16 protein-coding genes are annotated in these 24,700 nt (G+C 70.9%); 7 read left to right on the top strand and 9 right to left on the bottom strand.

Annotated features, from left to right (window positions below; all coding sequences use genetic code 11):
• Positions 1-4 precede the first annotated feature (4 nt).
• From kduD to WME76_RS13815, 4 genes are all read right to left on the bottom strand, one after another.
• Positions 5-766: a 2-dehydro-3-deoxy-D-gluconate 5-dehydrogenase KduD gene (gene kduD, locus WME76_RS13830; RefSeq protein WP_437960595.1), complete on the bottom strand. Its 762-nt coding sequence runs from the start codon at positions 764-766 to the stop codon at positions 5-7.
• A 4-nt stretch (positions 767-770) separates the two neighbouring features.
• Positions 771-2,093 (bottom strand): MFS transporter, encoded by a 1,323-nt coding sequence (locus WME76_RS13825; protein WP_437962111.1) that lies wholly within the window; start codon positions 2,091-2,093, stop codon positions 771-773.
• A 94-nt stretch (positions 2,094-2,187) separates the two neighbouring features.
• A complete protein-coding gene (locus WME76_RS13820) occupies positions 2,188-3,006 on the bottom strand; it encodes a 5-deoxy-glucuronate isomerase (protein WP_437960594.1) in 819 nt (272 codons plus the stop codon).
• A 75-nt stretch (positions 3,007-3,081) separates the two neighbouring features.
• On the bottom strand, positions 3,082-4,593 hold the full coding sequence (locus tag WME76_RS13815; protein WP_437960593.1) for a carbohydrate porin: 1,512 nt from the start codon (positions 4,591-4,593) through the stop codon (positions 3,082-3,084).
• A gap of 698 nt (positions 4,594-5,291) precedes the next feature.
• Between WME76_RS13815 and pheS the strand changes: the two genes are divergently transcribed.
• Positions 5,292-6,341, top strand: a complete 1,050-nt coding sequence (gene pheS / locus WME76_RS13810; RefSeq protein ID WP_061618972.1) for a phenylalanine--tRNA ligase subunit alpha — start codon at positions 5,292-5,294, stop codon at positions 6,339-6,341.
• Between the two features lie 32 nt (positions 6,342-6,373).
• Positions 6,374-8,866 carry a phenylalanine--tRNA ligase subunit beta gene (gene pheT / locus WME76_RS13805; RefSeq protein ID WP_437960592.1) on the top strand — a complete coding sequence of 831 codons (2,493 nt, stop codon included), beginning with the start codon at positions 6,374-6,376 and terminating at the stop codon, positions 8,864-8,866.
• A 362-nt stretch (positions 8,867-9,228) separates the two neighbouring features.
• On the opposite strand, the gene WME76_RS13800 is transcribed toward pheT, so the two are convergent.
• Positions 9,229-9,855 (bottom strand): hypothetical protein, encoded by a 627-nt coding sequence (locus WME76_RS13800; RefSeq protein ID WP_437960591.1) that lies wholly within the window; start codon positions 9,853-9,855, stop codon positions 9,229-9,231.
• Between WME76_RS13800 and WME76_RS13795 the strand changes: the two genes are divergently transcribed.
• The 3 genes from WME76_RS13795 (at position 9,836) to WME76_RS13785 (ending at position 15,677) form a co-directional block, all read left to right on the top strand.
• Positions 9,836-10,249: a hypothetical protein gene (locus WME76_RS13795; protein ID WP_437960590.1), complete on the top strand. Its 414-nt coding sequence runs from the start codon at positions 9,836-9,838 to the stop codon at positions 10,247-10,249. The two genes, WME76_RS13800 and WME76_RS13795, sit on opposite strands and share 20 nt — an antisense overlap.
• A 193-nt stretch (positions 10,250-10,442) precedes the next feature.
• A complete protein-coding gene (locus WME76_RS13790) occupies positions 10,443-12,797 on the top strand; it encodes a DUF4215 domain-containing protein (protein ID WP_437960589.1) in 2,355 nt (784 codons plus the stop codon).
• A 315-nt stretch (positions 12,798-13,112) separates the two neighbouring features.
• Complete coding sequence (locus WME76_RS13785; RefSeq protein WP_437960588.1) at positions 13,113-15,677, top strand: DUF4215 domain-containing protein; 2,565 nt, start codon at positions 13,113-13,115, stop codon at positions 15,675-15,677.
• A gap of 12 nt (positions 15,678-15,689) precedes the next feature.
• Here the strand turns inward: WME76_RS13785 and WME76_RS13780 are convergent, their stop codons facing one another.
• On the bottom strand, positions 15,690-18,491 hold the full coding sequence (locus tag WME76_RS13780; protein WP_437960587.1) for an nSTAND1 domain-containing NTPase: 2,802 nt from the start codon (positions 18,489-18,491) through the stop codon (positions 15,690-15,692).
• A gap of 370 nt (positions 18,492-18,861) precedes the next feature.
• On the opposite strand from WME76_RS13780, the gene WME76_RS13775 reads away from it, so the two are divergent.
• A complete protein-coding gene (locus tag WME76_RS13775) occupies positions 18,862-19,872 on the top strand; it encodes a hypothetical protein (RefSeq protein WP_437960586.1) in 1,011 nt (336 codons plus the stop codon).
• A gap of 127 nt (positions 19,873-19,999) precedes the next feature.
• On the opposite strand, the gene WME76_RS13770 is transcribed toward WME76_RS13775, so the two are convergent.
• On the bottom strand, positions 20,000-21,796 hold the full coding sequence (locus tag WME76_RS13770; protein ID WP_437960585.1) for a sigma 54-interacting transcriptional regulator: 1,797 nt from the start codon (positions 21,794-21,796) through the stop codon (positions 20,000-20,002).
• A 195-nt stretch (positions 21,797-21,991) separates the two neighbouring features.
• Here WME76_RS13770 and WME76_RS13765 point away from each other — a divergent pair, with 195 nt between their 5' ends.
• Positions 21,992-22,345, top strand: a complete 354-nt coding sequence (locus WME76_RS13765; RefSeq protein WP_061614425.1) for a hypothetical protein — start codon at positions 21,992-21,994, stop codon at positions 22,343-22,345.
• 57 nt (positions 22,346-22,402) lie between these two features.
• Here the strand turns inward: WME76_RS13765 and WME76_RS13760 are convergent, their stop codons facing one another.
• Together WME76_RS13760 and WME76_RS13755 are read right to left on the bottom strand one after the other, a co-directional pair.
• The gene (locus WME76_RS13760; RefSeq protein WP_437960584.1) at positions 22,403-23,041 is read right to left on the bottom strand and encodes an STAS domain-containing protein; all 639 of its coding nucleotides are present in this window, start codon (positions 23,039-23,041) and stop codon (positions 22,403-22,405) included.
• 403 nt (positions 23,042-23,444) lie between these two features.
• Positions 23,445-24,680 carry an MFS transporter gene (locus WME76_RS13755; protein WP_437960583.1) on the bottom strand — a complete coding sequence of 412 codons (1,236 nt, stop codon included), beginning with the start codon at positions 24,678-24,680 and terminating at the stop codon, positions 23,445-23,447.
• Positions 24,681-24,700 lie beyond the last annotated feature (20 nt).

Here is a 24,700-nt window from a genome sequence, read left to right as displayed (position 1 = left end):
CTCCTCAACGGCTCATCCATCCGCCGTCGACGACCAGCACATGGCCGTGGACGTACTTGCTCGCCTCCGAGCACAGGAACAGCGCCGCTCCGGCGATGTCGCTCGGCTCTCCCCACCGCCCGGCCGGGATGCGCTCCAGGATCTGCCGGCTGCGCCCCTCGTCGGCCCGGAGCGCGGCCGTGTTGTCCGTGGCGATGTAGCCGGGCGCGATCGCGTTCACGTTGACGCCCCTCGCCGCCCACTCGTTCGCGAGCGCCTTCGTGAGCTGGGCGACGCCGCCCTTGGACGCCGCGTAGGCCGGGACCAGGATCCCGCCCTGGAACGAGAGCAGCGAGGCGATGTTGATGATCCGGCCCGAACCCTGATCGAGCATCTCCTTGCCAGCGATCCGCGAGAGGCGGAACGCGGACGTCAGGTTGACCTCGATCAGGAGATCCCAGTCCTCGTCGGCGTACTCGACCGCCGGCGACCGTCGGATCAACCCCGCGTTGTTCACGAGGATGTCGAGGCGCCCGAGCTCGGCCTTCGTCCTCCGGACGAGCTCCGCGTGGGCCGCGCGGTCCGCGAGATCCGCGGACACCCCGATGGCGCGCCGACCGAGCTTGTGGATCGCGGCCATGGTGGCCTCGCCCGGCTCGTCCTTGCCATGACACGCGACGTCCGCCCCGGCGCCCGCGAGCGCTGTCGCGATCGCGGCGCCGATCCCCGTGGCCGAGCCCGTCACGAGCGCGACCTTGCCATCCAGACGAAACGGATCTCTTGTCATTGTCCTATCCTCGTCGCAGCCGCGCGGCCTCGAGCCGCGGCACGAGCGCATGAATGATGGCGAGCGCCAGGAGGTAGGCAGACGCCGCCATGACGAAGAGCGTCGAGTAGCTCCCGGTGAGCTGCAGGACGCGGCCGGCGATCTGCGCGATGAGCATTCCGCCGATCGCCCCGGCCATGCCGCCGAAGCCGACGGCCGAGCCCACGGCCTGCGACGGGAACATGTCCGTGGTGAGCGTGAACAGGTTCGCCGAGAAGCCCTGGTGCGCGGCGGTGGCCAGCCCCAGGAGGAGCACGGCGACCCACAGCGAGTCGGTACGCGTCGCCAGGAACACGGGCGCGACGCCGAGCGCGCAGACGAGCATCGCGGTCTTGCGCGCCGCGTTCGCGGTCCAGCCGCGGCGCATCAGCGTCGAGGAGAACCAGCCGCCGGCGATGCTGCCCACGTCCGAGAGCAGGTAGATCGTGACAAGGGGCGGGCCGATCTGGAGCAGGTTCAATCCATGCTTGCGGTTCAGGAAGTCGGGGACCCAGAACAGGTAGAGCCACCAGAACGGGTCGGTCATGAACTTGCCGATCGCGAACGCCCATGTCTGGCGGTGCGGGAGGAGCTCGAGCCAGCCGACCTTGCCCGCGGGCGGCGACGGCTCGCTCGTGATGTAGGCGCGCTCCGCCTCGGAGACGCGCGGGTTCTCCGCGAGGGGCCGATAGAGGATCATCCAGGCGACGATCCACAGCGCGCCGATCGCGCCTGTCAGCGCGAAGGCGGCGCGCCACCCCCACGTCACCGCGATCCACGGCACGACGAGGGGACACACGATCGCGCCGATGTTGGTCCCCGAGTTGAACAGGCCGGTCGCGAGCGCGCGCTCCTTCTTCGGGAACCACTCCGCGATCGTCTTGATGGCGCCCGGGAACATGCCGGCCTCGCCGATGCCGAGGGCGAACCGGGCGGCGGAGAGCCCCCCGGCGCTGCCCACGAGCGCGTGCGCGGCGGCCGCCAGGCTCCAGAACCCGACGGCGAACGAGAACCCGCGCCGCGTCCCGATGCGATCCATGAGGCGGCCCATCGTCACCATGCCGATCGCGTACGCGGCCTGGAACGCCGTGACGATGTTGCCGTAATCGATGTCGTTGTAGCCGAGGTCCTTCTGCAGCGTCGTCTTGAGGACGCCGAGCACCTGCCGGTCGACGTAGTTGATCGTCGCCGCCGTGAACAAGAGGGCGCAGATGACCCAGCGATACCCCCCGACGCCTGCGGCCGCCTGCGGCGCCGCGTGCGGCGCGGCGCCGCCTGCGTCTGCGCGGCGCGGCGCCTCCGCGGGCACCTCGACGATGCCCGTGGTGGGCTCCGATTTCATGACCATGAGAAGCACTCCTCCTCCCTGGAGCCCGCGTGACGCTGGCTCGCTCACGCGGTGGTTACTTGAGGCTCGCCTCGAGCCCGGACCCGCGCTGGCTGAACTCCGGCTGCACGTTGACCACGCCGAACACCCGATCTTCCCGCTCGCGGTGCGCGGCCATGAGCCAGACGAAGTTGATCGAGTGCCCGGGCGCCGCGACGTTCGGGTGGTAGCCGGCGGGCATCAGGACGGCGTCGCCGTCCCGCACCACGGCGACCACCTCGGGCGCCTCCGGGCTCGTGTAGACGAGCTGCACGCCGAACGCCGGAGGCGGCATATCGAAATAGACGTACATCTCCTCGAGGATCTCGGTGTGCTCGTGCGGGGGCCAGCTCGTCCAGTGCCCCGGGGCCGAGCGCGTGAAGCCCGCGACGATGCGGCCCGCGTCCACGTTCTTGCCGATCAGGATGTTGAGCTCGCGCTTCGTGGCGTCGCCGCCCGCCGTGAACTTGAGCGTGGGGTTCTCCTCGACGTCCCTGTAGCGCACGACCTGGAGCGGGTAATTCCCCTCCACCTCGGCGCCGCACTCGACGAGGTCGACCGCGGAGGTCGTGCTGACCGCCACCGTCGAGCCGCGAGGCACGTAGAGGGCGTCGTACCGGCCGAGCCCGATCGTGTCGCCGCCGTTCACCTGCACCACGCACTGGCCGGCCATGCAGAGGAGCCCCACCTCGCGACCGGAGGTCTCGAAGACCGCCTTCGGGGTGGTCTGGTCGAGCAGGATGCGGCCGTAATGCAGGCGCTTCATCGGGCTGTCGGCCGGCGTCACGGAGAGCTTCCTCCCCTTGTGGGACGCCGTCGCGCGGACCACGACCTCTCGAGGATTCACTGGATTCATGGACAGAGACCTTCCTGTGTTTGTTAAGCGTGTTGACGATGCCGCGCGGAGGAGCCCGGACGCCCCGTGGCCGCGTCAGAAAGCCGGGCTCGCCTTGATGTTCCACTCGACGTTCAGGCCGATGAAATGCTCCCACGTGCGCTGGCTGAACACGTCGTCCCGCGGATAGAGCGCCTTCGCGCCGTCGTCGCGCCGGGAGACGAGCCAGATGAAGCGGAACTGCGGGCGCTTGAAGTCGCCCTTGCCGGCCACGTTCAGGAACGGCACGAGCCCGAAGCGCACGACGCTCGCGTCGTGGTGGCTCGCTCCGGGGGACGCGCCGGGCGCCGCGGGATCGGCCGGCGGCGGGACCCTCCCGCGCCGTTGCGCCTGGTACGAGCCCTCGACCGCGATACCGCCCCAGTCGCGCAGGTAGACGTGCGGCCGCACGACGAAGATGCCCTCGTCGAGATCGCTGAAATCGAACGAATCGCTCGCGTTGCGGAACGAGCGCACGTACCCCGAGGCCATGAGGCCGAGCGGCCCCGTTTCGTAATTGCCGCTCAGGGTGACCATGAGCTCGTGCGCGCCCGACGCGGTGCCGTCCGGCGCGGGCTGAGAGGGGCTGCCGAACTCCCCGTACGCCGCGAGGTCGCCCGCATAACGGAGGAACAGGTGCAGGTGCCCGTTGTCCACGCCGGTGAACGGGCTGACCTGGGCGCCGATGACGTACCCGCCGTCGCGCGGCAGATCCTCGAAGACGCCCGCCTCCGCCGTCTCGCGCCTGCCGGCGGGCGTCGTGTGCAGCTCGCCGTACAGGACGCCCTTCACGCCGCCCTTCTCCCCGACGGGAACGGTGTGGCTCGCCTTGAAGCTCGAGATGAGCCGCTGGCGATCGAGGACGTTGACGTTCGCCGTGCCAGGCTGGTTGAGCGCGGGCGGGCGCTCCACCGCCTGCTGGTAATACGGCGTGAGCGGCCGGTTGACGCCGGCGTGGACGGCGAAGTACGTGCGCTTCGAGGGCAGGTCGTAACGGACGCCTCCGCCCAGCGTGTTCAGCCAGTCGAGCGGCCAGAAGTCGAGCAGCTCGCTGTTGTCACCGCGGTAGAGGCGCGAGCCGATCCACACGCTCAGCCCCTTGAGGCCGAGATCTCGCTCCTCGACGAAGGCGTTGCGGAGCGACATGTTGATGTTCCACGGCCGCGCGTTGTTGTAATGGAGCGTCGGGGCGTCCACGACCAGGCGGACGGCGACGCGCGTGGTGGCGCCGGTGGACTGCCAGTGATCTTGCCGCTCGAGGTCGAGCTGGACGAAGGTGGACTCGTCGAGGCGCGAGCCCCTCAAGACGATGTCGGCGTCGCGCGGCGCGTCCCCCTCGCCGTCCATGGCCGCGACGGCGCGGCCGACGCCGCCGAAGAAGAACCCGCTCTCCGGCGCCTTCTCCTGCGGCGGCATGCTGGGCTCTTCCTTCGTCACCGGCTGCTGGGACGGGGCCACGGGCTGCGCCGGCTCGGCGCTCCCGGCCGCGGGAGGGGACGGCGGCTGCGCGCTCACGACCGCCGGAGCCGCGAAGAGCGCCAAGAGAGAGAGATGGAAGATGGGCTTCACGGGTTCGTCGTTCTCGTGGCGAGTTGGCGTTGCACCAGCGCAGGCAGCAGGGCTGTCGCCAGGGCGCAAACCACCCTGACGAGCACACCTGATGTGGCCCGTTCATCGATCGGAGCGCGCACGGCGCCCCTGCGCGGACAGGCTCGTCCGCGCTCGTCCTGGTTCGTCCTCGCTCAGAGCAAGCGACGAGCCAGGGACATGAAGGCCCAGCGCGGCGTCATGACCAGGGCATTCTCACCCTTGTCGAGATGCGATTTTCGATTCAGACGGACAGAGCTCGAGGGAGACGCCGTAAACCTCGAGTTGACATGGTTGACGCTGTCGACAGGCGCGGTTGACGCGCGCCGCTCGCAACGAGCTCGCAGGTGCCCCTCACACGAGCAGATGGATGTGGCGCGATGAGCGTCCGTGGAGTCGGCGCCGGCTGGCCCGCACGCGGCGACGCTCTCCCGATGGACCGGGCCGGCGCGAGCGGAGGGCCGTCAACCCGAGGTTGACCGCGTGGACATCGGGTGTTGCGCGCCGCGCGGCGCGGGGCTGCGTCGCCCGGGAGGGCTGCTCCGCCGGGGCGCGCGGCGCGGCTGCCGGCGCTGGACGCCGCGCGCGGGACGCACGCGCGACGTCCAGCGCGGGCAGGCAGGAGCTGCGCGGGACGTGACATCTTGCGTTGCCATGGCCTCTGAGGTAAGGGGGCGGCAATGAGTGGTCCCGAACTCGGCCGCCTCATCGACGAGGTCGATCGCACGGTGGACGTCCAGTTCGCCGCCGTCGGCGATCTCGATGAGCTGAACCGCCTGTATGCCAGCCTGCTTGGGCGCCGCGGCTCGCTCAATGCGCTGATGAAGCAGCTCCCCGGGGCGGCGCCCGAGGAGCGCAAGCAGCTCGGCCAGCGGCTCAACGCCGTGAAGGGCCGCGTGGAGCGCGCCCGCGAGCTGGCCACCGCGCGGATCAAGCGGACCGCGCGCGACCTGGAGCTCTCCGCGCCGCCGCTCGATATCACCCTGCCCGGCCGCTGGCGCGCGCCGGGGCGGCCGCACCCGATCATGCGGACGCTCGACGAGATCGTCGATATCTTCGTCGGGCTCGGGTTCGACGTGGCCGAGGGGCCGCAGATCGAGCTCGCGCGCTACAACTTCGATCTCCTCGGGTTCCCGGCGGATCACCCGGCCATGGACATGCACGACACGTTCTACGTGGCCGGCGATCCCGGGCAGAACGTGCTCCTCCGCACGCACACGAGCCCGGTGCAGGTGCGCGAGATGCTCTCCCACCCTCCCCCGGTGATGATCGTCGCGCCCGGCGTCGTCTATCGCCGCGACGACGACGCGAGCCACAGCCCCATGTTCGTGCAGATCGAGGGGCTCGTCGTCGATCGCGACGTGTCGCTCGCCGACCTCAAGGGCCTGCTCGAGGTCTACAGCCGCCGGATGTTCGGTGAGAACACGAGGACGCGCTTCCGGCCGAGCTACTTCCCCTTCACCGAGCCGAGCGCCGAGCTCGACGTGTCCTGCCTCGTCTGCTTCGGCGCGAACCGCGCTTGCCCGCAGTGCAAGGGGACTGGCTGGCTGGAGGTGCTCGGGTGCGGCATGGTCCACCCGACGGTGCTCCGGAACGTCGGAATCGACCCGGAGGTCTACACGGGCCTCGCGTTCGGCATCGGCGTGGATCGCACGGCCAACATGAAGTTCGCCGTCGACGATATCCGCGCCTTCTACGAGAACGACGTCCGCTTCCTCGGAAGCCTCTAGCCGGCTCACCGCTCTCCGCAGGCCCGACTCCCATGTTGATATCCTACAAGTGGCTTCAAGAGATCCTCGGCGCCGATCCCGGCGTCGACGCGGTGACCTCGGCGCTCGGCCGCGGCGGGCTCGAGGTGGACCGCGTGACGCACGTCGGCGCCGCGCTGCGCCCGGTCGTCCTCGCGGCCGTCGTCGGGACGCGGCCGCACCCGAGCAAGAAGGGCCTCACGCTGGTCCGCGTCGACGCGGGCGGCGCCGGCGAGGGCGTCGAGGTGGTGTGCGGCGCGCAGAACGTCCCGGACCCGGGGGCCCGGGCGCTCGTCTGTTATGCGCCCGTGGGGGCGCAGGTCGTCGACCGCAGCGGCGCGCTCGTCACGCTGACCGAGAAGGCGGTCGCCGGCGTCGCCTCGGCCGGCATGCTGTGCGCCGAGGACGAGCTCGGGCTCGGGTCGAGCCACGAGGGGCTCCTGACGATCGAGGGAGGCCGGCCCGGGCAATCGCTGCTCGACTGGGAGCCGCGCCTCGAGGACTGGATCATCGAGCTCAGCGTCACGCCGAACCGGCCCGACGCGCTGGGCCACCTGGGCGTGGCGCGGGACGTGGCCGCGGTGCTCGGCATCCCGTTCCAGCCGCCGGCCGTCGCCGCGCCGTCGTACGACTTCGCGCGGGCCGCGCAAGCCTCGGTGGAGGTGCGCGACGGGGCGCGCTGCCCGCGGTATGCCGGCCAGGTGATCGAGGGCGTCCGCGTGGGCCCCTCGCCGCTCTGGGCGCGGGTGCGGCTCGGCCGCCTCGGCGTCCGGCCGATCACCAACATCGTCGACGCGACCAACCTGGTGATGCTCGAGCGGGGTCAGCCGCTCCACGCCTTCGACCTCGACACGCTGCGCCTGCCGGTCGAGATCCGGATGGCGCGGCCGGGCGAGGCGTTCGTCGCCCTCGACGGGCAGAAGCTGTCCTTGAACGAGGACGACCTCGTGATCGCCGACGCGGAGCGCGTCGTCGCGCTGGCCGGCGTGATCGGGGGCGCGGACAGCGGGGTCACGGCGACGACCACGCGGGTGTTCCTCGAGTCGGCGTACTTCGAGCCGCGCGGGATCCGCCGGTCGGCGCGCCGGTACGGCTTCCACACCGAGGCGTCGCACCGCTTCGAGCGGGAGGTGGACATCTCGGGGGTGCCGCTGTCGCGCGACCGCGGGAGCGCGCTCCTCTGCGAGCTCGCGGGCGGCGGGGCGGCGGGCGAGCCGATCGACGCGTACGTCGCGCCGCGCGCCCCGCGCCGGCTGACGCTGCGCCTGCCGCGGTACCAGCGCATCATCGGCGCCGAGGCGCCGGCGCGGACGCGCGAGATCCTCGGGACGCTGGGCATCTCGATCGTGGCGGAGCTCGCGGACCAGCTCGTCGTCGAGGTGCCGGCGCACCGGCCGGACATCGTCGAGGAGATCGACGTCATCGAGGAGGTCGCGCGCGTCGCCGGCTACGACCAGATCCCGAGCCGGCTGCCGCACGTCGCGGCGGCGCCCGCGGGCGCGAAGGGCGATTACCGGCTGCGGCGCAGGGTGCGGCAGATCTGCACCGGGGTCGGGCTGCACGAGGCGGTGACGTACTCGTTCCTGTCGCCGCAGGAGCTCAAGGCGGCGCGGTACGACAGCGCGACGCTGCTGCGGCTGCTCAACCCGCTCTCCGAGGAGAAGTCGGTGATGCGGCCGTCGCTCGTGCCGGGGCTGCTCACCGTCGCGCAGCGGTCGCAGCGGTACAACGTGCCGCGGGTGCGGCTGTTCGAGGTGAGCCAGGTGTTCCTGGCGCGCCAGGGCGAGGCGGCGGGATCGAGCGGAGCCGAGGGCGCGGCCGGCGCGAACGGGGCCGGCGGCGCGGGGCAGCAGGCGCCTGTCGAGCGGCCGCCGGTCGACGAGCCGACGCGGCTGACGGTCCTCCTGGCGGGGCCGCGCGACAGCTACCTGACGCGGCCCGAGGACGTCGATTTCTACGACGGCAAGGGCGTTGTCGAGGCGGTGCTGGCGGAGCTCGCGGGCAGCGTGGCGCCGGCGTTCGATCTGGAGGGCGAGCCGCCGCCGTGGGCGCACCCGCGCAAGGGCGCGCGCGTGACGCTCGACGGCCGGGAGGTCGGGTACGTGGCGGAGCTGCACCCGGACGTGCGCGACGCGCTGGAGATCACGAGCGGGGCCGTGGTGGCGGAGCTCGACCTCGCGGCGGTGGCGGCGGCGTACAAGGCGCCGGTGGCCGCGAAGCCGAGCCGGTTCCCGGCGATGCGGCACGACGTGGCGCTGCTCTTGCCGCTCGATGTACCGGCGGGTCAGGTCATCGAGGTGCTGCGGAGCACGGCCGGGGAGCGCTGCGAGAAGGTCGAGCTGTTCGACCGGTACCGCGGCAGCGAGCTGCCGGCCGGGACGCACTCGCTGGGGTTTGCGCTGTGGTTCAGGTCGCCGGAGCGGACCTTGACGGACGACGAGGTCGACAAGTGGACGAAGGCCGCGGTGGACGCGGCGAAGGCACGGTTCGGCGCGCAGCAGCGCTGAGCCGAGGCGGCGGCGCCGGGCGGTGAATCCACGCTGCCCGGCCCCCGGAGCGGGCGTTCGTCGGGCGGCGCGGGCCCCTCGATGAGCCCCAGAGAGGCAGCCGCCGCCGCCAACCGCCGCGCGGCTGCCCCGAACCGCTCCAGCGCTGCCCCGAACCGCTCCAGCGCTGCCCCGAACCGCTCCAGCGCTGCCCCGAACCGCTCCAGCGCTGCCCCGAACCGCTCCAGCGCTGCCCCGAACCGCTCCGCGCCGCCGTCACCCGCCCGAGACCCCCCGTCGCCCCCCGGTCTGGAGCCCTTTTCGCCTCGAACCCCGGGGGGCCGAGGCGAGATCCCCTCCCCTGGCGCTCTCCGGCGCCCTCGTCACGCCGGAGGGCCTCCGGCCCCGCCGGGATCGACAGGCGCGCTCTCGCAGACGTCGATCGCCGTCTTGCACTTGCCGAACTGGCAATACCCGTGTCTCCCGAGCGCCGGATCCGGACACTCGACGTCCGGACAATCGGCGTTCGTCGTGCACGACTGGCCGGTCGCGGGCGTCGTCGCCATGTCCATCGCTCTGTCGTAGTAGAAGGCGCACAGGGCCCCTGCATCGGGATCGTGACTGCCGTCGTTCGCCTCCTGCAAGGCCTTCTTGTAGCGCTCGCTCTCCTCGAAGCAGGGGTGATCCGCCGCGAGATCGGCGGCCTCGATACCCACGCCGCTCTCGCAGCCCGCCTGCTGCGCCGTGCAGGTCATGAGGCTCTGGAGCTGCTCGAAGACCGGCTTGCAGACGCCCAGCTCCTTCACGGCCTGGCCGTGGAGCAGGCGGGTATTTGCGGCGCACTGCTCGGCTGTCACGCCGTCGCTCAGCTTCCCGCACTCGGCCAGCTTGTCGCAGAGGATATCCTCGGGGCCTGCCGGCGCTGCGGACTCGCTCGAACAGCCCGGCACGGCCATCGCGACGAGGCCGAAGATCGGGGCGCACAGGAGGATGGTCTGGAGCGTTTTCATGGAGTGTGACCTACCTTTCACGGTGATCGCCGGTGAGTCCGGCTGGCAGAGCGCCGTCGCAACCGGCGTGCCGCCCCTCCACGCGAGCGGCCTTGAGATGAAGAGCGGTCTGCGGCGCGCCGAGCCGAGCCGTCGCCTCGTGCGCTGGGCGGGCGTGCGCGCGGCAAACCTTGCCTGCATGGCAAAGTTTGCCATCGCCGCGCATGGCAAGGATTGCCATTGCGCCGCCCCCGCGCCGCAAACACGCCGAGGCGACACGCCCGACGTCGCCGTCCGCTGCCGCGAGGCCAAGGCGTCGCGGCGGCGCCGCACGGCAGAGCGACACGACAGCGGCACTTCTCGGCGGCGCCAAGATGGCATGTCGCTTGCTGCTCGCTCGGGAGCTCGCGCATGAACCCCACGCTCGGTGCTGGCATCGCTGCTGTCGGCGGCGGCGCTCGCCCTCGCGACGGTCGCGCTCGTAGCTCCGGCAGCAGCGCGTATTGCGTCCCGCAGCGCGGCGTTGCAATACCGGAGCCGACTGTCGGCCGCCGGGAGAGGAACAGCGAGGGGACATGCGGGCAACGATGCGAGGACGGGGCGCGGGAATGAACGGGAACGTCACCGGCCTTCCGCACGGCGGTTGGGCGCTTCGTCACGTCGTGGCGATCGTGTTCGTGATGGCGCTGATCGCCGTCACGGGCGCATGCCTCCAGGGCGGAAAACGTTGCGGCGGGAGCTTTTGCCCGATCGACCATGCGTGCCTCCAGAGCGACCCGAACGACGACGAGAGTGGATACGTGTGTGTCGCCCCCGGCCACCTCGACCAGTGTGGCAACAAGGTTCTCGAAGAGGCGAACGACGAGGTCTGCGACGACGGCAACACGATGGACGGCGACGGGTGCAGCGCCGACTGCACATCCCGCTGCGGCAACGACGTCGTCGATGATGGCGCCCCTCCGTTCGAGTTCTGCGACGACGGCAACACGATCAGCGGCGACGGGTGCAGCGCCGACTGCACGTCCGACGAGCGTTGCGGCAACGGCATCGTCGATGCCGAGGAGACGTGCGACTGCGGCGCTGGCGAAATTTCCGCGACCGACCCGCTGTGCCGCGGCAGCCAGAACGCGAAGCTCCGCGGGTATTGCAGGCAAGATTGCAAGGTACACTGCGGCGATGGAAGCCTGGCGGCGGACGAAACGTGCGACCCCACCGTGCCAGTCATGACGTCCTGCTTCTACCTGCGCTACGACTTCGGCCGCCCGGGGTGCCTCAGCTCGTGCGATGAGCTGTCCGCCACGCCGTGCGGAAGCTGGAACTGGAGTCGACAGGATCCCGTCACAGCGGAGTGGCTGCGCGGCGTGTGGGGAAGCGCGGCGGAGGACGTCTTTGCTGTCGGCCTGAACGGCACGATCGTGCACTACAACGGCCAGAGCTGGCAGGTCATGGCCTCGCCCACGTCGAGCTTCCTGGTCGGCGTGTGGGGAAGCGGACCGCGTGACGTCTTTGCCGTGGGGAATGAAGGCACGATCGTGCACTACGACGGTCAGGACTGGAAGGACATGCCCTCCCCGACATCCGCAGGATTGTCCGGCGTATGGGGAAGCGGGCCGGAGGACGTCTTTGCCGTGGGTGATGAAGGCACGATCGTGCACTACGACGGCCAGCGCTGGGAGACCATGATCTCCCCCACATCCGCAGGATTGTCCGGCGTGTGGGGGAGCGGGCCGGCGAATGTCTTTGCCGTGGGGAGTGAAGGCACGATCCTGTACTACGACGGCCAGCTCTGGGAGACCGTGGACTCGCCACCATCGGAGAGGCTGAGGAGCGTATGGGGAAGTGGGCCGCGGGATGTCTTTGCCGTGGGTAGTTACGGCACGATCCTGCACTACGACGGCCAGGAGTGGCAGGGCATGGCCCCGCCTCCGTCGGAGTCACTGCCCGGCGTGTGGGGGAGCGGGCCGCGGGACGTCTTTGCCGTCGACATCAACGGTTCGATTCTACACTACGACGGCCAGGACTGGCGCGTCATGAACTCGCCCGTGTCCACGGAACGGTTGTTCGGCGTGTGGGGGAGCGGGCCGCAGGATGTCTTCGTCGTGAGCGATCGAGGCACGATCCTGCACTACGACGGCCAGGAGTGGCAGGGCATGGACTCGCGCACCTCGGCGCGGTTGGAGGGCGTGTGGGGGAGCGAGACGCAGGGTGTCTTCGCCGTGGGTGACAGCGGCACGATCCTGCACCACGACGGCCGGGAGTGGCAGGGCATGGACTCGCACACGTCGGAGCGGCTGGTTGGCGTGTGGGGGAGCGAGACGCAGGGTGTCTTCGCCGTGGGTGGCAACGGCACGATCCTGCACCACGACGGCCGGGAGTGGCAGGGCATGGCCCCGCCCACGTCGGAGCCTTTGTCCGGCGTGTGGGGGAGCGAGACGCAGGGTGTCTTCGCCGTGGGCGGCAACGGCACGATCCTGCGCTACGACGGCCAGCAGTGGCAGGACATGGCCCCGCCCACGTCGGAGTCTTTGTCCGGCGTGTGGGGGAGCGACCCGCGGGACGTCTTTGCCGTGAGCGAGATGGGCACGGTCCTGCACTACGACGGCCAGACGTGGCAGGACATGAACGCCCCCGGATCGGGATGGTTGTCCGCCGTGTGGGCGAGCGGCCCGCAGGACGTCTTCGTCGTGGGTGATGAAGGCACGATCCTGCGCTACGACGGCCAGCGCTGGGAGGACATGACCTTGCCCACGTCGGAATGGTTGTACGGGGTGTGGGGGACCGGGCCGGAGGATGTCTTTGCCGTGGGCGCGTTCGGCGCGCTCCTGCACTATGACGGGACATCCTGGCTCAAGCTCAACTCCACGACGGATCGCGATCTTCACGCGGTGTGGGGCACCGGAAGGACATCCTTCGTCGTCGGCGCTCGCGGCGCCATCTACCGGCACAACCGGACGGCGCCGTGACGAGGCCCGTCCCCCACCTCGCCGCTGCGCGCGTCCGGCAGCGTCCGCCACAGCTCCTTCCCGCGCCCTGCTGGCGCGCAGTCCGTATCCGGCGCCGGCGGAGCTTGGTTCTCGGGCTTCCCTGGAGGAGGTGCTCATGCGTACACTCGCGTGTCACGTACGGCAGGCGGTCTTGCGCGACACGGCGCTGGATGCCGGGCCGCCGGGCGGGGAATCAACGAGGTACAGATGAGGGCATGGACGCGGATACGGGGCATGGAGAGGAACGGGGACGTCACGGGCCTTCCGCGCGGCGGTTGGGCGCCTCGTCACGTCGTGGCGATCGTGTTCGTGATGGCGCTGATCGCCGTCACGGGCGCATGCCTCCAGGGCGGGAAACCTTGCGGCGGGAGCTTCTGCCCGATCGACCATGCGTGCCTCCGGAGCGACCCGGACGATGACAAGAGCGAATACGTGTGTGTTGCCCCCGGCCACCTCAACCAGTGTGGCAACAAGGTTCTCGAGAAGAAGGAGAACGACGAGGTCTGCGACGACGGCAACACGATGGACGGCGACGGCTGCAGCGCCGACTGCACGTCCCGCTGCGGCAACGGCGTCGTCGATCGTGGCGCCCCTTCGTTCGAGGTCTGCGACGACCGCAACACGATGGACGGCGACGGGTGCAGCGCCGACTGCACGTCCGACGAGCGCTGCGGCAACCGCGTCATCGATGACGCACGCGGCGAGGTCTGCGACGACGGCAACGGGCGCGACGGCGACGGGTGCAGCGCCGACTGCACATCCGACGAGCGCTGCGGCAACCGCGTCGTCGATGCGGTACGCGGCGAGGTCTGCGACGACGGCAACACGATGGACAACGACGGCTGCAGCGCCGACTGCACGTCCGACGAGCGCTGCGGCAACGGCGTCGTCGATGCGGTACGCGGCGAGGTCTGCGACTGCGGCGCGGACGGGATCGTTGCGGCCGACCCGTCGTGCGAGGGTGAGCAGAACTCGGACCTCCGCGGGTACTGCAGGCTCGACTGCACGGCACATTGCGGCGACGGCAAGCTGACGCAGGGTGAAACCTGCGACCTCGAGTTGCCCGTCATGACGTCTTGCGTCACCCTGCGCTTCGATTTTGGCCGACCGGGGTGCAACGATTCCTGCGATGGCCCGTCCACCACCACGTGCGGCGCCTGGAACTGGCGTCGGGATGATCCCGTTACATCGGAAGGGTTGCGCGACGTGTGGGGGAGCGGGATGCAGGAACTCTTCGCCGTGGGTACCGGCGGCGAGATCCTGCACTACAACGGCCAGGACTGGCAGAGAATGCCGTCTCCCACGTCGGAAGAGCTGACGGGCGTGTGGGGGAGCGGGCCGCGCGATGTCTTCGCCGTGGGTAGTGGTGGCACGATCCTGCACTACGACGGCCTGGACTGGACGGACTGGACGGACATGCCCTCGATCCCGGAGCATGGAGCGTTGTTCGGCGTGTGGGGGAGCGCGCGGAACGATGTCTTCGCCGTGGGTGGTGAAGGCACGATCCTGCACTACGACGGCCAGAACTGGCAAAAGGTAACATGGCCCGAATCGGGAGTGCTGTTCGACGTGTGGGGGAGCGCGTGGAACGATGTCTTCGCCGTGGGTGGTGAAGGCACGATCCTGCACTATGACGGCGAGAAATGGGAGTCCGTGGGACCGCCCGCGCCGGGGGTATTGCTGTATGACGTGTGGGGGAGCGCGTGGAACGATGTCTTCGCCGTGGGCAGCCATGGCACGTTCCTGCACTATGACGGCGAGGAATGGCAGGACATCTCGCCCACCCCATCGACTCCATTGTGGCTGGCCGTGTGGGGGAGCGCGTGGAACGATGTCTTCGTCGTGGATGATCAGGCCGCGATGCTGCACTACGACGGCGACGGCTGGCAGAAAATGACCTTGCCCCCGGGGGCTACGCTGTTGTACGGCATCTGGGGAGTCGGGCCGCACGATGTCCTCGCCGTGGGTGATAACGGCACGACGCTGCGCTACAACGGCCAGGAATGGCACCGCATCGACTTGAGCGAGTCGGACGATCTGCACGGCGTCTGGGGGAGCGGGCAACACGACGTCTTCGCCGTGGGGTATGGCACGATCCTGCACCATGACGGCCAGGACTGGAGGTCCATGGAGACGCCAACATCGGGAGAGCTGCTGCACGGCGTCTGGGGGAGCGGGCCGCACGATGTCTTCGCCGTGGGGTTACATGACACGATCCTGCACTACGACGGCGCGGAGTGGACGGCCGAGGACAAGATCACATCGGAGGAGTCGTTTCTTGCCGTGTGGGGGAGCGCGCCGGACGATGTCTTCGCCGTGAGCGAGCAGGGCACCATCCTGCACTACGACGGCGGGGGCTGGGAGAACATGACCCCGCCCTCGCCGGTGGCGCCCTTGTCTGGCGTGTGGGGGAGCGCGCCGGACGATGTCTTTTTCGTGGGTGATCCGCCGAGCGAATACGGTGCTCTGCCCAGGGCGCTGCACTACGACGGCGTGGACTGGCACACCATGACCTTACCCACCTCGGAGCCTTTGAAGGGCGTGTGGGGCACCGGACGGGACGATGTCTTTGCCGTGGGTAGCAAAGGCACGATCCTGCACTACGACGGCCAGGAGTGGCTGGCCATGAACTCGACCACGCTGGAAGCTTTGTATGGCGTCTGGGGGAGCGCGCCGGACGATGTCTATGCCGTGGGTGAGAACGGCACGTTCCTGCACTACGACGGGATCTCCTGGCTCAAGCTCAATTCCACGACGGATCGATCCCTTTACGCGGGGTGGGGCGCTGGAACCACGTCCCTCGTCGTCGGCAGCGGCGCATCCCTCTACCGTCACACCCGGGCGGCACCGCCGCGGTAGCCGCGGCGCCCGCTACTTCAATCTCTCGCCGATCTTCCCCGCGGTCCGCTCGATGAGCTGCTCCTGCTCGCGCTTGCTCTGCAGCACGGCCTCGGCCGCCGCCCTGGCCTTGCGCTCCTCCTCGGTGGCCTTCACCTCGGCCTCGCGCGCCTCGGCCTCGGACCGCTGCGCCGTGTCCCGCGCCGCCCGCGCCTGGCCCACCGCCGCGCGGGCGCGCTCGGCCTCGGCCTCGGCGCGATCGCGCGCCTCCTCCGCCTCGCGCTGCATCTGCTCGGCCCGCCGCCGCTCGGCCTCGCTCTCCTGCCGCGCCCGCTCGGCCGCGCTCCGCTGCGCCGCCTCGCTCGCGAGCGCCTGCTTCAGCGTGTCCTCCCCCCTCCGGATCGCGTCGAGCTGCGCCGTGATCACCCCGTTCTGGCGGCTCAGCTTCACGATCCCCGCCCCCGCCACGCCGACCAGGATCGACAGCGCCGCGATGACCCCGGAGACGAGGCGGCGGCGCATTTGCCGCGTGTGGTTCGCCAGCCGGAGCACCTCCTCCAGGAACAGCCGCTCCCGCTCCGGCAGCGCGCCCCGGTAGCGCTCGTGGAAGTCGCGCGCCTCCCTGGCCACCTTGCCGCGCCAGAGCGTGTCCGCGGCGCGGCCGCTCGCGTCCCAGAGCCGGGCCGCCGCGCGCAGCCGGTCCAGGAACGCGGCGTCTTCCTGGCTCTCGCCGAGCCAGCGCTTGAGCGTCGGCCACCGCTCGATGAGCGACTCGTGCACGAGCTCCACCGTGCTCTCCGCGCGGTCGCTCCCCTTCTCGATCGCCAGGAGCCGCCCGTCGGCGAGCAGGCCCACCACCCGCTCGATCTCGCCCGGGTCCCCGGGCAGCTCGCAGAGCTCGGCCAGGCTGGCCACCGCCCGCGTCCGCTCCGGCGTCACCAGGCGCTCCAGCACCGCCCGCGAGAGCCTCGCCTGGCGCTCGCTCATCCCGGCCAGCAGCGTGTCGGCGTGGCTCGCCAGCGCGCCCGCCACGCCGCCGAGCGCCTCGTAGCTCGCCCGGGTGAGCAGCCGGCGCCCCCGATCGCGCATCTCCCACAGCCGCGCCGCCGTGAACTGGAGCAGCGGCAGCGCGCCCCGCGTCGTCGCCAGCGCGTCGAGGATGTCCTCGACCATCGCCGGATCCTCGATCTCGTGCCGCGCCGCCTCGACCGGCTTCACCAGCGCCTCGCGCAGCCCCTCGCGCCCCATCGGCCGGAGGAACACGAGGCCGCGGGTCATCGCCGCCATGAAATGCTCGTGCTCCGCCATCCGATCGAGGAAATCGGACCGCACCGACAGGACGACCCGGAGCGGCGAGGAGGCGTCGTCGGCGATGCCCTCGAGGCACGCGAGGAACGCCGCGCGCTCCTCGGCCGGGGCGCCGAGCGTGATGAGCTCCTCGAACTGATCGACGAACAGCAGGAGGCGCTTCTGCGCGCGGCCCGCCCACCCGCGCAGCGCGGCGCCGAGCAGGCCGGGCTCGGCGGGCAGCCGCTCGATCAGGGCCGCGCGCGTCGACGCGCCGCCCTGCCCGGCGAGCTCCCGCACGTCGGTGCTCAGCGTCATGGACGGGTGGCTGAAGAGCTCCGCGAGCGCCGCCATCGGAGCGCGCCCGGGCCGCAGGACGAGCGCCTCCCACCCCTCGCCGGAGCGCTTGAGCGCCGGGATGACCCCGGCCCGCACGAGCGAGGACTTCCCCACCCCCGACGCGCCCGCGATCGCGAGCAGCGGCTGGCTGCGGAGGCGCGCGACGACGCCCGCGAGGTCCTGCGCCCGGCCGAAGAAGCGGTCGGCGTCGGCCTCCTGGAACGACGAGAGGCCGGCGAACGGGCTCTCGTCGGCGCCGAGGTGGATCTCCCGGCGCCCGGGCAGGAGCGGCAGGAGCGCGGCGAGCAGCTCCTCCGCCGAGGCGAACCGCTCGGCCTTTCGCTTGCGCAGGCAGCGGTCGATGATCGCGCCGAGCGCGCCGACCTCCGGGTGGCAGGCGCTGACCTCGGGCATCGGCTCGTCGAGGCGCGGCACCGCGATGAGGTCCGGCATCCTGCACGGCGCGAGCGGATGCGCCCCGAGCACGAGCTCGTGGAGCATGATGCCCACCGCCCAGACATCGCTGGACCCGTCGAGCTCCTTGCCCGCCCACTGCTCGGGGGACATGTAAGGCAGCGTACCGACCAGCGCGCCCGTGCGGGTCAGGCGCATGTCCTCGGCGACGGGGCGCTCGGCCACGAGGCTCGCCTCGTCATCGCGCAGCGAGGCGACGCCGAAATCGACCACCTTGATCGCGCCCGACGCGTCCAGCATGACGTTCTCGGGCTTCAGATCGCGATGGACGATGCCGGACGCGTGCGCGCTCGCGAGCGCGCGCACGACGGGGACCATCATCTCGACGGCCACGCCGGGCGCGACAGGCGCCGCCCGCGCCCGGCTGGGGGCGTCCGAGGGCCGGCGCAGCTTCATCCAGGCGCGGAGGCTCTGCCCCTCGATGTACTCGAGCACCATGTACGGGAATCCGCCGTGCTCGTTGACCTCGTGGATCGTCACGATGTGCTCGTGCTTGCAGCGCGCGGTGGCCTGCGCCTCGACGAGGAAGCGCTGGACTCCGACGCTGCTCAGCTTCGTGAGGAGCTTGATCGCGACGAGGCGAGCGAGCCGGAGATCGCGCGCCAGGAAGACGACCCCCATGCCACCCCGGCCGAGCTCGCGCAGGAGCTCGTAATGGCCGACGCGATCGCCGGCCGACGGCGCCGGCCTGGCCTGCTCCGGGGACGACGACGGCTGGGCGGCCGTCGCGGGCATCGTCTGGGTCTCAATCATCTCACGAGCGCACGCGACCACGCCGCGAGCATAGTACCGTGCCCGTGCGCGCATGTCCCCTTTCACCTTGCGGAGTACCTACGCGCCCCAGCCACCTGGCCTCCCCTGGATCGCCCGCGCGGCGCGATCCAGGCATCCGACGGCGCCCCCGCGGCGCCGGCTCATCCGACGGCGCCCCCGCGGCGCCGGCTCGCTTGGCAGGCCCTTCCGTTCGATGTAGTCTGATCACGCACGTGCGCTCGATGTCGATCTCGACATGCGCGCGAGGTGACCAGCGAGCCTGGACTCGTGCTAGAGGCGTGCGCGAGCGGAGGTCCACGGACGCCCCGGAAAAGACAGGGGCTCGGCTCTCATGACGACAACCCGCAAACGACACCCTCGAATCGCGCTCTCCACAGCGCAGCTCCTGCTGCCCATCGCCCTCGTGGCCGTGTGCGCTGCGCCCGCGCGAGCCCAGGCGCCGCTGCCATCATGGCATCAGGGCATCTCCGAGGAGCGAAAGCAGAGGGCACAGTCGCTCTTCGACGAGGCGCGGGAGCTGCACCGGCGCATGATGCTCGCCGAGGCGCGGGCCAAATACGAGGAGGCGCTGGCGTTCTGGGAGCACCCCGAGCTCCGGGTCTACCTGGGACGGGCGCTCCGGAGCATCGGTCTGCCGCTCCTCGCCCACGAGAGCCTGCGCCTCTCCCTGCGCTGGGGGCCCGGCTCGCTCGACGCCGAGCTGGAGCAGGAGGCGCGCGCGGCGTTGCGGGCGCTCGTCGAGCGGGAGCTCGCCTCCATCGAGATCCGCTGTGACGAGCCGGGCGCCGTCGTGCTGATGGACGGCCAGCCCTGGTTCGTCGGCCCCGGCGCCGGGCGCCGGATGGTCTTGCCGGGAGAGCACGTCATCACGGCGAGAAAGAGCGGCTATTTCACGGTCGTCAAGCCCGTCGTCGTGCTCGCCGGCAAAGAGGCCTCGGGCCAGCTCGCGCTGAGCGTCGACACCGTCGTCACCAGGCAGCGGTGGGCCGCGTGGATCCCCTGGGCGACGCTCGGGGCAGGCGCGGCCCTGGGCGTCGCGGGCGGCGTGCTGGCGTTGGGTGCCGGCGCGGACCACAGGACAAACCAGGAGCGCATCGAGGACCTCTGTGATCCGTGGTGCGAGCCGCTCGACCTTGCCGAGGACAGAGACAGCGTCCTCGAGAACCGGCTGGCGATCGGCGCCTTCATCGTCGGCGGAGCGACAGTGATCACGGGGACGGCCCTGCTCTTCATGAACAGGCCACAGTCCACCCGCACCGAGGATCGCGGCGGCGTGAAGGTCGAGCTCCGTCCCGCCGCGTCGCTCGACGCTGCGGGGGTGTCCGCTCGGTTCGTGTTCTGACACGACATGAGGCCCAGTGATCGACACCGCACGGGCGGGCAACCGATCACCAGGGCTGCACGGAGGGTTCTGAACTCATGAACTCACTTGCTCTCTTCTCGAGAGCGCCGTACCCGGAGGCTCTCTCTCACGCGCTCCGCTTCCCCTCCCGCGCGGAGATGCCGTATTGCTTCAGCTTGAAGGTGAAGGTGCGGACAGGCATCCCGAGGAGCGCCGCCGCCCGCTTCTGGACCCCTTCCGCGGCGTCGAGCGCCTGACACATGCGCGTGCGCTCGATGTCCCGGATCTCCTCGGCGATGGGCTTGAAGCGGAAGGGCGCCGCGGCGGGCGGCTCCGACGGGTCCGCCGCGGGCCGCGGCGCGACGTCGAGCCCGGCGATGCGCTCGGGCAGACACCAGGGCTCGATCACCGGGCCGTCCGCCGTCGCGGCGGCGTACTCCATGGCGTTCTTGAGCTCGCGCACGTTGCCGGGGAACGGGTGCGCGAAGAGCGCGGCGAGCGCGGCCTCCGAGAGGTCGAGCGCGGGCCGCCCCGTCCGGGCGCACGCCTCGGCGAGGAACAGGCGGGCCAGGATCGGCAGCTCACGCCGCCTGTCCCGGAGCGGGGGCAGCTCGACGACGGCGGCGCTCAGGCGGAAGAGCAGGTCTTGCCGGAAGCGGCCGGCCTGGACCTCGGCCTCGAGATCGCGGTTCGTCGCGGCGACGACGCGGATGTCCACCTCGCGATCGCGCACGTCGCCGAGGCGCGTGATCCGCTTCACCTCGAGCGCGCGGAGCAGCTTGGCCTGCGCGCCGAGGGGCAGCTCGCCGATCTCGTCGAGGAAGACGGTGCCGCCGTGCGCCCGCTCCAGCAGGCCGGGCTTGGGCGCCCGCGCGTCCGAGAACGCCCCCTTCTCGTAGCCGAAGAGCTCGCTCTCCACGAGCGTCTCGGGGAGCGCGGCGCAGTTGAGCGTGATCAGCGGCCGCTGGGCCCGGGCAGACCAGTGATGCACCGCGGCGGCGGCGTTCTCCTTGCCCGCCCCCGTCTCGCCGAGGACGAGGACGGGCAGATCGCTCGCCGCGAGGCGCCGGATCAGCTCGAACAGCCGGATCATGGCCGAATCGGCCACCACGATGGTGCGCTCGCCGATGACGTGCTGGACGGCCGTCTCCGAGGCGGCGGCGATCGCCCCGGGCGCGGCGATCGACGCGGCGGTCCGCGCGCCGGCGAGGAGCGTCTCCGTGTCGCCGCCGTCGAACGGATAGGCGGCCAGTCCGCCGCGCGCGTCGGGGGCCAGCGGCGCGATCACCTCGAGCAGGTGGAGCACCGCGGCGCGCGCCGCCTCTCCGCCGAGCTCGGGGAACCCGAGGGCCAGGTGAGAGGCCCCGTCCCAGGCGACCATGTCCACGAGCCGGAGCGCCGAGAGCAACCGCTGCTCGAGCGCCGTGCGCATCTGCACGGCCCCGAGGGACACCACGGCCAGGCCGAACGGCCGCGCCGAGTCGGCGGCGCGCTCGATCTCCTCCTCGACGCGCCGGCGCAGCCGGCCCATGTCGATGAGCGCCCCGCCGCTGGACGACAGCTCGCGCCGGAGGATCAGCGTGGCGTCGCCGATGGTGACAACGTCGCCGGAGCCGAGCGTGCGCGAGCCCTCGATGCGCTCGCCGTTGACGAGCGTCCCATTGTGGCTGCCGAGGTCGGTGATCCGGATCTCGCCGCTGGACACGGCGAGCTTTGCGTGCCGCCGGGAGACCGCGGCGGTGTCGAGCCTCACGTCGGCCTCGTCGCTGCGGCCCACGATGAGCACGCCGTCGTCGGGGAGCGCGCGGCGGTACGACGAAGAAGCCCCGATGACGAGGAGGTATGAGCAGACTCCCCGGCTGTCCGGGGACTCCCGCAGCTCGAAGGTCTGAGTCGTCAACGGCGAGCTCGCGGGACCGCTCATGAGGCGGAGGCTATACCCGAAGTTCGAGCGCATGCAAGCAGCGAGCCGCTCGGGCCAACGCCGTGCCACAGCCGTTTCAGCGGCTCCAGCGCCGCTGGCGCGACCGACTCGCCCGCCGCGATGCACTTCCCTCCCTCGCCCCGGAACCTTCTCCCCCACCGCCTGTCAGCACCGCCATCGAAGGAGGTCCTCATCATGTCTGACGCGTTTCACATGGGCGGCTGGGGCATGTACCCGACGCTCGTCTTCGGGCTCCTGCTCCTCGCCGCGTCCGTCCGTTACGCCATCTCGCCCGAGCGGCGCTTCGTTCCGCTCCAGATCAGCCTCGGCATCCTGACGCTCGTATCCGGCGGTCTCGGCTTCGTCAGCGGCGCCATCAAGTCGCTCACGTTGATGGGCGCGGTGCAGCCCGACGCGCGCTGGCTCTGGATCGTGGGCCTCGGCGAGTCGCTCAACAACGTCGCGCTCGCGCTCTTGCTCCTCGTCCTCTCGTCGCTCGCCGCCACCGTGGGCGCTTATCGTTTCTCGCAGACGAACCCTGCGAGCTGACGCCCGCGCCCCGAACGCGCGCAACCCGCGCCGAACGTGGCGGCCGCGCCGCCGGCATCACGGGGCGCGCTTCGCCGCAATGATATGGCGGAGCGCCTCCCGCAGGTTCCTCCGCGTCGTGAGCAGCCCCGGGTCGAAGTCCATCTCCACGAGCGAATCGGCGACGAGCGGCTTGATCCCCGTGATCACGCACTCGGCGCCGAGCAGCCGCAGGGCGCTCGCCGCGTTGACCAGATGGCGGAGCGCCTCGCCGTCCATCGCGAGGATCCCGGTGACGTCGATGATGACGTGGCCCGCCGATCGCTCGGCGACCGTCGCGAGCAGCTCGCTCATCACCTGCGCGCCACGCTCGCTGTCCATGACCCCGACCACCGGGAGGCAGAGCACGCCGCTCCAGACCTCGATGACCGGCGTCGACAGCTCGCGCAGCGCGGCGCGCTGGAGCTCGATGGTGGCGAGCTGGTCCTCGACCTTCTCCACGTAATCGAGGCTCCGCATCCGCTCCGTGGCGATCGCCGCGAGGAGCGCGTTGACGTCCTGCTGGAGCCCGTGGAGCGGGTGGCCTTCGGGCAGCGCGTCGTCCCACCGGGCGTCGAGCGCGCCGCCGCGCACGTCCGCGAGGACCTTGCGGAGGCCGTCGATGACGGCGCCGATCTCGCGCGGGTCGTCCCCTGCCACGCCTGGACGCTGGCTCATCGCGCGCTGGACAGGCGGCTCACGGCCCTGGTCGCCTCCCCCGGGGGCTCGAATCGGGGGGAGACTCGGGACGCGAATCGAGGACGGGTCGCACGCATGGGATTGGCTGTACCTCGATCCAGGGAGAGGGAGCAACGACGGAGAGGATCGGCCACTACCATCATCACCTCGACGGGGGCCGCCGCATCGTGGTGGTCAGTCACGACCACGCGCCGTCCAACCTCGATCGGGGGCTGCTCACGTGGCTCGCGCGCAGCACCGCACAGGTCGAAGCCCCGAGACAACGAACACAGAGGCACAGAGGGCACAGAGGGCACAGAGTTTTTTGTTGTTCCTCTGTGTCCTCTGTGCCTCTGTGGTTCAAATTCTCTTCATTCCTGGGTATTTCGAGCTGTTCGGCGCTCTACGGCCGCGTCGCCGCGGCCAGGGCGACGCGGCGCTCGATCCCGAGGAACAGCGCCGGAAACGCGATCGTGAAGGCGATCGACAGCGCGGCCACGGTGGGCATCCCGTCGAGGCGGTGGTCGGGGAGCTCGTGGAGCATCCTCGCCGACCAGAACGCGGCGAGCGCGGCCGCCATGTGCTGCACGGCCGACTGGATCGAGGTGAAGCGCGCGCGCTCGGCGGGGCGCGGCACCTTCGACGTGAGCGTGTTGTACGAGACGTTGCGGAACGTCATGCCGAGCATGAACACGATGAAGATGCCGAGCACCGGCAGCCCGGGAACGTACGAGAAGAACCCGGCATAGAGCACGAACACGAGCACCGCCGCCCCCACCGCGCCCGTCTGGAACGACCCGAACCGGTCCACCAGCGGCCCCACCGCGCGCATCGCCGCGAAGCTGACCAGGCCGCCGACGAAGTAGAGCAACCCGAGCCGATCGCGCGGGTACCCGAGGTTGAACTGCACGTACGCGGAGATGTTCGGGATCACCAGGAACGACGCCATCGTGACGACCGCCGTCGTCGCGTACGAGAGCATCACGATGGGCCGCCGGACGAGCGCGTGGAGCTCGCTCAGCGCGCCGCCCGACGGCCGCGCGTCCGCGAGGTGGCCGCGCATCGAGGGCAGGAGGAAGATCGCGAGCCCGGCGACGACGAGCCCGAGCGCCGCGACGGCGTAGAACGGCAGCGGAAAGCCGCCGCGACGGGCGAGCTCCAGCCCGGCGGGGATGCCGAGCACCGAGGCGACCGAGAACGAGCCCATCACGACGCCCATCGCCTTGCCGCGCCGCTCCGGGGGGATGACGTCGGCGACGATCGAGAACGCCACCGAGGTCGCGGGCCCGCCGAAGGCCCCGGCGAGCACGCGCGCCGCCATCAGGCTCGGCAGCCCGGTCGCCAGGCCGCCGGCCGCGGTGCCGACCACGAGGCCGAGCATCGCCACGGCGAGCGCGCTGCGCCGGTCGAACCGGTCGAGGAAGAAGGCGCCGGCCAGGCCCGAGATCGCGGCCGCCGCCGTGTAGCTGCCGCCGATGAGGCCGATGTCGGACATCGAGATGCCGAGGGCGACAGCGAAGTCGGGCCCGAGCGGCATCACCATCACGAAGTCGAGGATGTTGATGAACTGGACCGCAGCGACGAGGAAGATGATGCTCCGTTCGGAGCGCTCTCTGGACACGAGGATCGACGTTACCACCTGGACCAGCGGAGCATCGA

The sequence above is a fragment of the Sorangium sp. So ce119 genome (genome assembly GCF_051524405.1).
Lineage (GTDB): Bacteria > Myxococcota_A > Polyangia > Polyangiales > Polyangiaceae > Sorangium > Sorangium cellulosum_G.
This window is presented reverse-complemented; position numbering and strand designations above follow the sequence as displayed.